12 protein-coding genes are annotated in these 12,629 nt (G+C 65.9%); 7 read left to right on the top strand and 5 right to left on the bottom strand.

The genetic code is table 11. The features are described from left to right. The first annotated feature begins 121 nt into the window (after window positions 1–121). The gene (locus tag H7J93_RS00065) at window positions 122–1,237 is read left to right on the top strand and encodes an NDMA-dependent alcohol dehydrogenase (RefSeq protein WP_267304299.1); all 1,116 of its coding nucleotides are present in this window, start codon (window positions 122–124) and stop codon (window positions 1,235–1,237) included. Here the strand turns inward: H7J93_RS00065 and fadA6 are convergent. From fadA6 to ipdE1, 4 genes are read right to left on the bottom strand one after another with little or no spacing between them, the layout of a single operon-like run. Then, window positions 1,234–2,382 carry a steroid 3-ketoacyl-CoA thiolase FadA6 gene (gene fadA6 / locus H7J93_RS00060; protein ID WP_267304298.1) on the bottom strand — a complete coding sequence of 383 codons (1,149 nt, stop codon included), beginning with the start codon at window positions 2,380–2,382 and terminating at the stop codon, window positions 1,234–1,236. The two genes, H7J93_RS00065 and fadA6, sit on opposite strands and share 4 nt — an antisense overlap. Before the next feature lie 4 nt (window positions 2,383–2,386). Next, window positions 2,387–2,992, bottom strand: a complete 606-nt coding sequence (gene kstR2, locus H7J93_RS00055; protein WP_267304297.1) for a TetR family transcriptional regulator KstR2 — start codon at window positions 2,990–2,992, stop codon at window positions 2,387–2,389. After that, entirely contained in the window at window positions 2,989–3,777 is a 789-nt protein-coding gene (gene ipdF, locus H7J93_RS00050; protein WP_267304296.1) for a (5R,7aS)-5-hydroxy-7a-methyl-1-oxo-2,3,5,6,7,7a-hexahydro-1H-indene-carboxyl-CoA reductase, read from the bottom strand. Before ipdF ends, kstR2 begins: the two co-directional genes overlap by 4 nt. After that, the gene (gene ipdE1 / locus H7J93_RS00045; protein WP_267304295.1) at window positions 3,774–4,937 is read right to left on the bottom strand and encodes an acyl-CoA dehydrogenase IpdE1; all 1,164 of its coding nucleotides are present in this window, start codon (window positions 4,935–4,937) and stop codon (window positions 3,774–3,776) included. The genes ipdF and ipdE1 overlap by 4 nt, the downstream gene beginning before the upstream one ends. A gap of 47 nt (window positions 4,938–4,984) precedes the next feature. Here ipdE1 and fadD3 point away from each other — a divergent pair, with 47 nt between their 5' ends. The 6 genes from fadD3 (at window position 4,985) to H7J93_RS00015 (ending at window position 11,625) form a co-directional block, all read left to right on the top strand. Next, on the top strand, window positions 4,985–6,508 hold the full coding sequence (fadD3, locus tag H7J93_RS00040; RefSeq protein ID WP_267304294.1) for a 3-((3aS,4S,7aS)-7a-methyl-1,5-dioxo-octahydro-1H-inden-4-yl)propanoate--CoA ligase FadD3: 1,524 nt from the start codon (window positions 4,985–4,987) through the stop codon (window positions 6,506–6,508). 4 nt (window positions 6,509–6,512) lie between these two features. Then, the gene (locus tag H7J93_RS00035; RefSeq protein ID WP_267304293.1) at window positions 6,513–7,637 is read left to right on the top strand and encodes an acyl-CoA dehydrogenase family protein; all 1,125 of its coding nucleotides are present in this window, start codon (window positions 6,513–6,515) and stop codon (window positions 7,635–7,637) included. 4 nt (window positions 7,638–7,641) lie between these two features. Continuing rightward, a complete protein-coding gene (locus tag H7J93_RS00030) occupies window positions 7,642–8,595 on the top strand; it encodes an acyl-CoA dehydrogenase family protein (protein ID WP_267304292.1) in 954 nt (317 codons plus the stop codon). After that, a complete protein-coding gene (ipdE2, locus tag H7J93_RS00025; RefSeq protein WP_267304291.1) occupies window positions 8,592–9,533 on the top strand; it encodes an acyl-CoA dehydrogenase IpdE2 in 942 nt (313 codons plus the stop codon). Before H7J93_RS00030 ends, ipdE2 begins: the two co-directional genes overlap by 4 nt. A 197-nt stretch (window positions 9,534–9,730) precedes the next feature. Next, window positions 9,731–10,468: a phosphate/phosphite/phosphonate ABC transporter substrate-binding protein gene (locus tag H7J93_RS00020; RefSeq protein ID WP_267304290.1), complete on the top strand. Its 738-nt coding sequence runs from the start codon at window positions 9,731–9,733 to the stop codon at window positions 10,466–10,468. After that, window positions 10,468–11,625 carry a pyridoxal phosphate-dependent aminotransferase gene (locus H7J93_RS00015; protein ID WP_267304289.1) on the top strand — a complete coding sequence of 386 codons (1,158 nt, stop codon included), beginning with the start codon at window positions 10,468–10,470 and terminating at the stop codon, window positions 11,623–11,625. Before H7J93_RS00020 ends, H7J93_RS00015 begins: the two co-directional genes overlap by 1 nt. Here the strand turns inward: H7J93_RS00015 and H7J93_RS00010 are convergent. Continuing rightward, window positions 11,622–12,629: HNH endonuclease signature motif containing protein (locus H7J93_RS00010; protein ID WP_267304288.1), on the bottom strand; the 1,008-nt coding region annotated here is incomplete at its 5' end. The genes H7J93_RS00015 and H7J93_RS00010 overlap by 4 nt on opposite strands.

The following is a 12,629-nucleotide window of genomic DNA, read 5'->3' as shown; positions in this document are numbered from 1 at the left end:
CCGAAGCACTGCGCTGCCTCAAACGCCGCCTCGCCCGCGTCGTCTTCAACCACCTGCTCACCGACCACAACAACCGTCAAACCACTTGCCAAATGACAGCGGCTTGACATAGGAGAAACGCATGAAGACGAAAGCTGCCGTGCTGTGGGGACTGGACGAACCGTGGAGCGTCGAGGAGATCGACCTTGATGGACCGAAGGAGGGCGAGGTCCTCATCTCGTTCGAAGCGACGGGTTTGTGCCATTCCGACCACCATGTGCAGACGGGCGACCTGGCCGGTGTGACGTTGCCGATGATCGGCGGGCATGAAGGCGCGGGGGTCGTACAGGAGGTCGGCCCGGGCGTGAAGGACCTCAAGCCCGGTGACCACGTCGTCGCCTCGTTCCTGCCCGCCTGCGGACGCTGTCGCTGGTGCGCCAGCGGACACCAGAACCTCTGCGATATGGGCGCCACCATTCTGTTGGGCATCCAGGCCGACGGCACCTATCGACGCAAGGCGCGGGGCCAGGATGTCGGCGTCATGGTGGGCGTCGGCAGCTTCTCCGAATTGAGCACCGTGTCGGAGGCGTCGTTGGTCAAGGTCGACGACGACCTGCCGCTCTCGCGCGCATGTCTGCTCGGCTGCGGTGTGATGACCGGGTGGGGGTCAGCGGTCAACACCGCCGACGTGACGCCGGGCGACACCGTCGTCGTGATCGGTTGCGGGGGTATCGGCAGCGGTGCCATCCAGGGCGCACGGCTGGCCGGTGCCGAGCACATCGTCGTCGTCGACATCGTCGAATCGAAGCGGGACAAGGCTTTTCAATTCGGCGCCACCCACTTCGTGACGTCCATGCCCGAGGCGATGGAACTGGTCGCCGACATCACCCGCGGTGTGATGGCCGACTCCGCGCTGCTGACCGTCGGCCTGCTCAAGGGGCCGATGATCAACGAGGCGTTCGACATCGTCCGCAAGGGCGGCGCGGTCGTCATGACCGCCATCGCATCGATGGCCGACGTGACGCCGACGCTGCCGATGGCGATGGTGACGCTGTTCCAGAAGCGGCTGCTCGGCAGCCTCTACGGCGAGGCCAATCCCCGGTCGGACATCCCGCGGCTACTCAACCTCTACCGCGACGGCAAGCTGCTCCTCGACGAGACCGTCACGACCGAGTACAAGCTGAACGACATCAACGAGGCCTACGACGACATGCTCGCCGGACGCAACATCCGCGGCGTGATCATCCACGACCACTAGAGGCGTTCGATGATGGTGACGTTGGCGGTGCCGCCGCCCTCGCACATCGTCTGCAGGCCGTAGCGACCGCCGGTGCGCTCCAACGTGTTCAGCATCGTGGTGAACAGCTTGGCTCCCGTCGCACCGAGCGGGTGACCGAGCGCGATCGCACCGCCGCTCGGGTTGACCTTGGCCGGGTCGGCCTTGGTCTCCTTGAGCCACGCCATGACGACCGGTGCGAAGGCCTCGTTGATCTCGACGGTGTCGATGTCGTCGATCGAAAGACCGGTTTTGTCCAGCGCGTACTGGGTGGCGGGGATCGGGCCGGTCAACATGAACACCGGATCGGCGCCGCGGGCACTGATGTGGTGAATGCGCGCCCGCGGCTTGAGTCCGTGCTCCTTGACGGCCTGCTCCGACGCAAGCAACACGGCGCTCGCGCCGTCCGAGATCTGGCTGGCCATCGCCGCGGTCAACCGACCACCCTCGACGAGCGGCTTCAGCGCCGCCATCTTCTCCAGCGAGGTGTCGCGCGGGCCTTCGTCGATGGCGAACCCCTCGACCGGGATGATCTCGTTCTCGAAGTGACCGGCGCGGATGGCCTCCTGGGCGCGCTGGTGGCTGGTCAGCGCAAACTGCTCCATCTCCTCGCGAGAGATGTCCCACTTCTCGGCGATCAGCTCAGAACCGCGGAACTGCGAGATCTCCTGGTCGCCGTAGCGGTGCAGCCAACTCTTGGACTCGTTGGTCGGCGAGGTGAAGCCGAACTGTTCGGCCACCGTCATCGCCGACGAGATGGGAATCTGGCTCATGTTCTGCATACCGCCCGCCACGATCAGATCGGCCGTGCCGGACATGATCGCCTGTGCGCCAAAGGAGATCGCCTGCTGGCTCGACCCGCACTGGCGGTCCACGGTGACACCCGGGACCTCTTCGGGATATCCGGCGGCCAACCAGGACAGCCTGGCGATGTTGCCCGCCTGCGGTCCGATGGCGTCGACGCACCCGGCGATCACATCGTCGACCGCACCGGGGTCGACGTCGGTCCGGTCGAACAGCCCGCGCCACGCGGCGGCTCCCAGGTCGACGGGATGCACACCCGCAAGCGACCCGTTTCGCTTGCCGACGGCGGTGCGGACAGCTTCGATCACATATGCCTCAGGCATTTTCTCAGACTCCTTCTTTGGTGATACCACCGAGAACGATTGCTAGGTACTGGCGTCCGACCTCTTCGGCCGTGAGCGGTCCGCCCGGCTGATACCAGCGGACCGAAACCCAGGTGGTGTCGCGGATGAACCGGTACACCAGATCGACGTCGATGTCGGGTCTGAAGTACCCCTCTTCGACGCCCTGGTTGAGCAGGTCCAGCCACATCTTGCGCTGCTCTTGGTTGCGCTCCTCGACGTAGGCGAACCGCTCCTGGCTCGCGAGCCGCTTGGCCTCGTCCTGATAGATCACGACCTGCGCGTGCCGGTTTTCGATCGCTTCGAACGACGCCATGAACAGGCCCTTGAGCCGCTCCATCGGGTTCGGTTCGGTCGCGACGATCTGTTCGTAGCGCTCGAAGAGCCAGTCGAGGAACCCGCGCAACACCTCGTCGACCATCTCCTCCTTGGACGAGAAGTGGTGGTAGAGACTGCCGGACAGGATTCCCGCCGAGTCGGCGATATCGCGCACGGTCGTCGCCCGCAGCCCGCGCTCGGCGAACATCGTCGCGGCGAGCTCGAGAAGCTCGTCGCGCCGGGTTGCCGGCTGACCGGCCGCGGGTGAGGTCATGCGCGTTGGCTCGACACGGAAATCACTTCTCCGGTCAGGTAACTGGAGTAGTCGCTGGCGAGGAACGCGATCGTGGCCGCGACCTCCCATGGTTCGGCGGCGCGACCGAAGGCCTCGCCCTCGGAAAGCCGGTCCAACAGGTCGGAGCTGCTGGTCTTCTCCAGGAACTTGTGCCTGGCGATGCTCGGCGATACCGCATTGATCCGCACGCCGTATTCGACGGCTTCGATTGCGCTGCAACGGGTCAGCGCCATCACTCCCGCCTTGGCCGCGGCGTAGTGCGACTGCGAGTGCTGTGCCCGCCAGCCCAGGACGCTGGCGTTGTTGACGATCACGCCGCCGTGGTCGGCCTCGCGGAAATACCGCAACGCCGCACGCGTCGCACGCATCACCGACGTGAGCGTCACGTTGAGAACGCGGTCCCATTCCTCGTCGGTCATGCCGACGACCGGGGTCTGGCCGCCCAGCCCGGCGTTGTTGACCAGCACATCGAGGCGCCCCATCCGCGCGGTCGTCGACGAGATCAACGCGTCGACCTGCGCTGTGGACGTCACGTCGCACACCACGCTCTCGACCCTGCCGAGGCCGAGTTCGGTCAACTGGTCGCGGGTTTCGCCGAGACGGCGCTCATGATGGTCGGACACCACCACGTCGGCACCCTCGGCCAGCGCGCGTCGCGCCACCGCCGAGCCGATACCGGTACCCGCCGCGGCCGTCACCACGACCACCTTGCCGGTCAGAAGTCCGTGACCGTCAATCTCTTTCGGCGCTTCGGCCAGATTCATCCCTTTACCTCACGCGGTAGACCGAGCACCCGCTCGGCAATGATGTTGCGCTGAATCTCGTTGGAGCCGCCGTATATGGTGTCCGCCCTCGAGAACAGATAAAGCCGCTGCCATTCGTCGAACTCGCCGTCGGTCAGCGTCAGGCCGTCGCGGCCCAGCACCTCCATGGCGATCTCGCCCAGTTCGCGATGCCAGTTGGCCCACAACAGTTTCGAGACATTGTCTTTTCCGGCGGCCGTGGCCGCGCTCTGCTCGACGTCCATCGTCGCCAGCGCGTACGACCGCATCGTGCGCAGGCCGACCCAGGACCGGGTCAGCCGCTCCCGGATCAGCGGATCGTCGGCGGCGCCGTTGCGCTTGGCCAGCTCCGCAACGCCGGAAAGTTCACGGGCGTACTCGATCTGCTGGCCCAGTGTCGAAACGCCACGTTCGAACGTCAGCGTCCCCATCGCGACGCGCCAGCCGTCACCCGGCTGGCCCACCACCAGATCGGCGTCGGTTCGCGCGTCGTCGAAGAACACTTCGTTGAATTCCGAGTCGCCCGTCAACTGGACGATGGGCCGCACTTCCACACCTGGCTGGTCAAGCGGCACCAGCAGATACGACAGTCCGGCGTGCCGCTTGGAGCCCTTCTCGGTGCGGGCCACGACGAAACACCACTGCGCCCAGTGCGCCAGCGACGTCCACACCTTCTGTCCGTTGATCACCCACTGATCACCATCGAGCTCGGCGGTCGTCGACACATTGGCGAGGTCGCTGCCTGCACCCGGCTCGGAGTACCCCTGGCACCACAGCTCGGTGAGATCGAGGATCTTGGGCAGGAACCGCTTTTTCTGCTCGTCGGTGCCGAAGGCGATCAGCGTCGGACCGAGCAGTTCCTCACCGAAGTGGTTGACCTTCGCAGGGGCGTTGGCGAGCGCGTACTCCTCGTAGAACGCGACGCGGTGTGCGACGGACAGGCCGCGGCCGCCGTGTTCCTCCGGCCACCCGAGGCAGGTGAAGCCGGCCGCCGCGAGATGCCGGTTCCACGCCAGCCGTTCTTCGAAGGCCACGTTGTCGTTACCCGGCCCGCCGAGGCCCTTGATCGCGGCGAATTCGCCGACCAGGTTGGCGGCGAGCCAGTCACGGACCTCAGCCCGGAACTCCTCGACCTCTATCACCCCTGTAGGCTAACCTACCAAGCACTTGCTTTGTTAGAGGAGCATCGATGACGGACGGCTCGCGGACGATTCCGCAGGTCTTGGACCGGATTGCCGACCAATACTCCGATCACGACGCCCTGGTTACCGATGATCGTCGGCTGACGTATGCCGAGTTGCGCGCGGAGGTGCGGCAGGCCGCCGCGGCCATGATCGACCTGGGCGTGCAGGCCGGAGACCGGGTCGCGATCTGGTCGCCCAACACCTGGCACTGGGTGGTCGCCTGCCTGGCCACGCACTACGCCGGTGGTGTGGTGGTGCCGCTGAACACCCGCTACACCGCGGGCGAGGCGACCGACATCCTGTCCCGTACCGGCGCTCCCCTGCTCTTCGCGTCCGGCGAGTTCCTCGGTGCCGACAAGGCCGCATCGATCGACCGTGGCGCACTTCCCGACCTGCGGCACGTCATCAGGATTCCGATCGAGAAGGAGGACGGCGGCTGGGACGAGTTCGTCGCCCGCGGGACCGACCTCGCCGCCGTCGACGCCCGCGCCGCAGCCGTCACGCCCGACGACGTCTCCGACATCCTCTTCACCTCCGGCACCACCGGCCGCAGCAAGGGCGCGCTCTGCGCACACCGCCAGTCGCTCGACGCCCCCGCGGCGTGGGCGGCCTGCGGGCAACTCACCAGCGCCGACCGCTACCTCTGCATCAATCCGTTCTTCCACAACTTCGGCTACAAGGCCGGCATCCTGGCCTGTCTGCAGACCGGCGCGACGCTGATCCCGCAGTTGACGTTCGACCCCGAGCGGGCGATGGCCGCGGTGGCCGAGCACCGGATCACCGTGCTGCCCGGGCCACCGACGATCTACCAGACGCTCCTGGACCATCCGAAGCGCGGTGACTACGACCTGACCTCGCTGCGGTTCGCCGTCACCGGGGCGGCGACGATCCCGGTGGTGCTGATCGAACGCATGCAGACCGAATTGGACATCGACATCGTCCTGACCGCGTACGGCCTGACCGAGGCGAGCGGGTTCGGCACGATGTGCCGCGCCGACGATGACGCGGTCACCGTCGCGACGACGTGCGGCCGCCCGATCGCCGACTTCGAACTGCGCATCGGGGACTCCGATGAGGTGCTGCTGGGCGGACCGAACGTCATGCTGGGCTACCTCGACGACCCCGAGGCGACCGCGGCGGCCATCGACTCCGAGGGCTGGCTGCACACCGGCGACGTCGGCCGCTTGGACGAACGCGGCAATCTGGTGATCACCGACCGGCTGAAGGACATGTACATCTGCGGCGGTTTCAACGTGTATCCCGCCGAGGTGGAACAGGTGCTGGCCCGCCTCGACGGCGTCGCCGAATCGGCCGTAATCGGAGTGCCCGACGAACGGCTCGGCGAAGTCGGCAAGGCCTTTCTCGTTCTCAAGCCCGGCGCACAGCTGGACGAAGAGAAGGTGATCGCCTACACGCGTGAGCATTTGGCGAATTTCAAAGCACCACGGTCGGTGGAGTTCCTCGACGTGCTACCACGAAATCCGGGCGGCAAGGTGGTCAAGCCGCTGCTGCGGGAAAGGGCTCAGTAGTTTCATGGATCTGAACTTCGACGACGCGACACTGGCGTTCCAGAGCGAGGTGCGCGAATTTCTGGCGGCCAACAAGGATTCGTTTCCGACGAAGTCCTACGACACCGCCGAAGGCTTCGAACAACACCGCCGTTGGGACAAGGTGCTTTTCGACGCCGGCCTGTCGGTGATCACGTGGCCGGAGAAGTACGGTGGCCGCGACGCGTCGCTGCTGCAGTGGGTCGTCTACGAAGAGGAGTACTTCCGCGCTGGCGCCCCGGGACGGGCGAGCGCCAATGGCACGTCGATGCTCGCGCCGACACTGTTTGCGCACGGCACCGAGGAGCAGCTCGACCGGGTGCTACCGAAAATGGCCAGCGGCGAGGAGATCTGGGCGCAGGCGTGGTCTGAGCCGGAGTCCGGCAGCGACCTCGCGTCGCTGCGGTCCACGGCGACCAAGACCGACGGTGGTTGGCTGCTCAACGGCCAGAAGATCTGGAGTTCGCGGGCACCGTTCGGCGAGCGCGCATTCGGGTTGTTCCGTTCGGATCCCGAAGCGGAGCGTCACCGCGGCCTGACGTACTTCATGTTCGATCTCAAGGCGGACGGCGTCACGGTTCGCCCGATCGCGCAGTTGGGCGGCGACACCGGATTCGGCGAGATCTTCCTCGACGACGTGTTCGTCCCCGACAACGATGTGATCGGCGAGGTGCACGAGGGCTGGCGCGCCGCGATGAGCACGTCGAGCAATGAGCGTGGCATGTCGCTGCGCAGCCCGGCGCGGTTCCTCGCACCCGCTGAACGTCTTGTCGCGCAATGGAAAGCCGATCCCGATCCCGTCTTCGCCGACCGGGTCACCGATGCGTGGATCAAGGCCCAGGCCTACCGGCTACACACGTTCGGCACGGTAACGAGGGTGAGTGCGGGCGGCGAACTGGGTGCCGAGTCGTCGGTGACGAAGGTGTTCTGGTCGGAGCTCGATGTGGCTATTCACCAGACCGCACTCGACATGCGCGGAGCGGACGCCGAGCTGGCCGACTCGTGGACCGACGGCTTGCTTTTCGCATTGGGTGGCCCGATCTACGCCGGCACCAACGAGATTCAGCGCAACATCATCGCCGAGCGCCTACTTGGCCTGCCGCGGAAGTAGACACATGTTTTTTGAACTTGACGAACAGCAACGCGACTTCGCGGCCAGCATCGATGCTGCGCTCGGAGCGGCCGACCTACCCGCGGCGATTCGGGCGTGGGCAGCTGGCGACAGCGCACCCGGCAGAAAGGTGTGGGCGCAGCTGGCCGACCTCGGCGTCACGGCACTCGCCGTTCCCGAGAAGTTCGACGGGATCGAGGCCCATCCCGTCGACCTCGTGGTGGCCGCCGAACGGCTGGGCCGATGGTGCGTTCCCGGCCCCGTGACCGAATCCATTGCGGTAGCCCCGGTTCTGCTCGCCGACGACGAACGCAGCGCGGGACTCGCGTCCGGCGAGGTGATTGCGACCGTCGCAATGCCACCGCAGGTGCCGCGCGCGGTCGACGCCGATACCGCCGGTCTGATCCTGGTGGCCGACGACGGTGAGGTCCGTGACGGCACTGCGGCCGCGCCCGCGGAGTCGGTCGATCCCAGCCGGAAGTTGTTCAATGTCAACGCCTCCGGTGAGGGCCGCGCCGCCGACGTGGCACGCGCATACGAGTTCGGTGTGCTGGCGACCTCGGCCCAACTGGTCGGTCTTGGCCAGACGCTGCTCGACATGTCCGTCGAGTACGCCAAGCAGCGCAGCCAGTTCGGCAAGGTTATCGGCACGTATCAGGCGATAAAGCACAAACTCGCCGACGTGCACATTGCGCTAGAGCTCGCCCGGCCGCTGGTGTACGGAGCGGCGTTGGCGGTGGCCGACCAGTCGGCGGACACCGCACGGGACGTCAGCGCCGCGAAGGTGGCCGCGTCCGACGCCGCGCTGCTGGCGGCACGGTCGGCGCTGCAGACACACGGTGCCATCGGTTTCACGCAAGAGCACGACATGTCGCTGTGGTTGTTACGGGTGCAGGCGTTGCGCTCGGCGTGGGGCGATCCCGCGCTTCATCGGCGACGGCTTCTGGAGGCATTGTGAGCGAAGAACGGGAACTGCTGCGGAGTACGGTCGCCGCGCTGGTTGAGAAGCATGCACCGCCCGCCGCGGTGCGCTCGGCGATGGAGTCCGAACGCGGCTACGACGAGTCGCTCTGGAACTTGTTGTGCGAGCAGGTGGGTGCCGCCGCGCTCGTGGTTCCCGAGGAGTCGGGCGGAGCGGGCGGCGAACTCGCCGACGCAGCCGTCGTCCTCGAAGAACTGGGTAAGGCATTGGTGCCGACACCGTTGCTCGGTACGACACTTGCCGAACTGGCGCTGCTGGCAGCCGACGAGCCGGACGCAGATGCGCTCGAGGAGCTGGCGGCGGGCAGCAAGATCGGCACCGTCGTCTTCGATTCGGACGTCGTGATCAACGGCGACGTCGCCGACATGGTCGTCGCCGCCGACGGTCAGCGGCTCAAGCGGTTGACACAGTTCACCGCGCACCGCGTCGAGACCATGGATCTGACCCGTCGGCTGGCACGCATCGAGTCGCAGGACGACACCGACATCGGTGCCGACCCGGGCATCGCCGACACGGCCGCGATCCTGTTGGCTGCCGAGCAGATCGGGGCGGCCACGCGGTGCCTCGATCTCACCGTCGCGTACACGAAGGACAGGGTGCAGTTCGGCAGGCCGGTCGGCAGCTTCCAGGCGCTCAAGCACCGAATGGCGGATCTGTATGTCGCGGTGCAGTCGGCGCGTGCGGTGGTCAACGACGCCATCGCCGAGCCCTCGCCGACGTCGGCTGCGCTGGCACGCTTCACCGCCAGCGAGGCGTTTTCGAAGGTCGTCGCCGAGGCGGTGCAGATGCACGGTGGCATCGCGATCACCTGGGAGCACGACATTCAGCTGTACTTCAAGCGCGCGCACGGCAGCGCGCAGCTGCTCGGCCCGCCGCGCGAGCATCTGCGGCGACTCGAGTCGGAAGTGCTTTAGCGGCGCAGGAAGCCGATCAGATGGCCGGCCACCACGTCAGGTTGCTTTAATGACCCGCGCTCGCAACGACTTCCACGCGGAGGTTGGGGTCCAGTGATGACTCCGCGTGGGAACCAGGTGGTCAGCCCCGCGGGCATCCGAGGATTCTGGCAGGCAAGTGGCCGCAGCCGTCCCGGTTCCGACGTAGGCTCGCCGCAATGCTGAGCTTCGTCTTGGATGAGAACCTGGGGCTTCCGGCCTGCGAGGAGCCGTGGAAGACCATTCTGAGCGCGGCCGGTATCGCCGCACACCAAACCACCGACCTGGCCGGCATCGACCAAGCGCTGGCCGCACACCAGCCCGACATCGCCTATGTGCCGACGGCGGACTTTCATCGGCTGCTCCGCAGCGGCGATCAGTACTACCGCGGGCTGGCAATCGCGACGTCGAAGTTCACCGGCGATCCCCGTCAGCGCAGCCTGCTCGTGGTCAGAAGCGACGACCCCGCAACGAAGCTGGACGATCTAGCCGGTGCGGACTACGGCTACATCAACACGTCGTGCACGTCGAGCTACTTCGCCCCCGCGATCCTGTTGACCCGGTTGGGCAAGACGTGGGACACCTTCCTGCATTTCGTCCCGGTCGCGCCGTGGCAAGGGCAGATCGACGCCGTCGTCGGCGGGCAGGTACGGGCGACGATGGTGCTAGAGGACGTCTGGCGAACAACCCCGGAAAACGCTGAGACCACAAAGCTCATCGGCCAGTACGACAACTGCAAACCACCCGTGGTGATTGCCCGGAAAGATCTCGACGCGGGGACTAGCGCAAGGCTTCTCGACGCGTTGGTTGCGTGGGAACCCGATTGGAGCGGCATTTACGGCGCCCTCAAGCCGTATTACTACGCCGACGTGCACCCGTTCTTCCACGATCTCGATCAACTGCCGGTCGGTGGGTGATGAACGACGTCGCGTTGCGTGCAGGAATCCCGCCGTTCTATGTGATGGATGTGTGGCTGGCGGCGGCGGAGCGGCAGCGCAGTCACGGCGATCTGGTGAATATGTCCGCGGGTCAGCCGAGTGCGGGGGCGCCACAGGCGGTGCGCGCGGCGGCCAAGGCGGCACTGGACGACACGGTGCTCGGCTACACGGTGTCACTGGGCACTCCGGAGTTGCGGTCCGCGATTGCCGAGTCATATCGGAGCCGGCATGCGCTCACGGTGGAGCCGGAAGATGTCGTGATCACGACCGGCTCGAGCGGCGGGTTCCTGTTGACGTTTCTTGCCTGCTTCGATGTCGGCGATCGGGTGGCCATCGCGCGCCCGGGTTACCCCTGTTACCGCAATATTCTTACGGCGCTGGGTTGTGAGGTCGTGGAGATCCCGTGCGGGCCGCAGACCCGGTTCCAGCCGACGGTCGAGATGCTCGCCGAACTCGATCCGCCGGTGCAGGGTGTGATCGTCGCAAGTCCCGCCAACCCGACCGGAACCGTGATCCCGCCGGACGAACTCGCTGCTATCGCATCGTGGTGTGAGTCGTCGGGTGTGCGACTGATCAGCGATGAGGTGTATCACGGTCTGGTGTACGAGGGTGCACCAGCGACCAGTTGTGCATGGGAGACATCGCGGGAATCTGTTGTGGTGAACAGCTTCTCGAAGTATTACGCGATGACCGGCTGGCGGCTGGGGTGGCTGCTGGTACCGCCGGAATTGCAGAGCGCCGTCGCTCGCCTGACGAGTAACTTCACCATCTGCCCGCCGACACTGTCGCAGATGGCCGCGGTCGCCGCGTTCACACCCGAATCCGTCGCGGAGGCCGATGTGCTGTTGCACCAGTACGCGAATAACCGGCAACTGCTGCTGGATGGTCTCCCCCGAATTGGCATGGACAAGCTGGCGCCGACGGACGGTGCTTTCTACGTCTACGCCGACGTATCGCACCTGACAACAGACTCGTTGTCATTCTGCTCAAAGCTACTGTCCGACACCGGTGTTGCGATCGCACCGGGTATCGACTTCGATACGGTGAGCGGCGGATCGTTCGTCCGACTTTCCTTCGCAGGACCTTCGCACGATGTCGAGGAGGCAGTACGCCGCATCGGCGACTGGATCACCTAGAAGGGTGGCGGGTCGGGGTCACTGGGTGGGTCGGGGTTGTCGGGTGGGTCGGGGTTGTCGGGTGGGTGGGGTTTGGTTGGTGGGGCCGGGGCATTGCGGGTGCGTGTTGTTTTGTTGTGTTCGCGTTCGGCTTTGATGTGGGCGGCGCGGTCCTGGGAGCGGGTGCGTCGGCGTCGGGGCATCATCACACCCCGCTCGGTGTTCGATGCCGGCGCTGAGGGTGGAGGCGGCAGTTCGCCAGTGTTGGTGTCCCATTGGGGAAAGTAACTTCGACACCCCGGATACGTTTTGTACGTGCGCCCGGTCGGCGATGTCCATTCCGCGACCCCGTCGGGCAGCAGTTTGAGTTCCCAGTCACCGGCCCAAAAGGTTTTGAGATGGTGATGTTTTCGGCACAGACACGCCAGATTCGACGGATGCGTGGGCCCTAACGGGTAGGGGATCACATGATCGATATCGCAGAACTCCGCAGGAGCGCTGCAGCCGGGGAACCGACACGTCAGATCGCGGCCCCGGACAAACCGCTGAAGCTTCGCCGACGGCCGATACCCGGTCTCGGGTTCGGCGTCGACCTCTTGGGTGCACAACGGCCGCAATGTGGCTCCGTTGCGCAACAACTCGGCCAGCAACGGTGTCGGCATCACCTCGGTCCCCGACAACACCGCCATCCCCGCCGACACCGGCATCGACGGTGCCGGCGGCTCAGGCGCGGGTGATTCGGGGGTGGGGCTCTGGGGTGCGCGAGTCTGCGGTGCCGACTGGGCGGTGTGGAGGGTGGCTTGGTCGGTGTAGACGTTGACCACGATCGAGGACTTGGGAGCGGGGTGGCTGGCGCGTGCCGGGCAGTGCGGTGTCTCACACAGGCACGGCAGATGCTCGTTGGGCGTGTCAGATGGTTTGTGTAGCAGTGGCTCCTGATGAATGGAGCAGTATCGATGGATGTGACTACTGACGAGCCGATGTCGGGCGCTGATGCCATGGAGGCGTTGAAGTCCGCGGGTGTG

This window comes from Mycobacterium barrassiae (genome assembly GCF_025822765.1).
GTDB classification, from domain to species: Bacteria; Actinomycetota; Actinomycetes; order Mycobacteriales; family Mycobacteriaceae; genus Mycobacterium; species Mycobacterium barrassiae.
The sequence above is the reverse complement of the archived record's forward strand: the minus strand, read 5'-3'. Positions and strand labels throughout refer to the sequence as shown.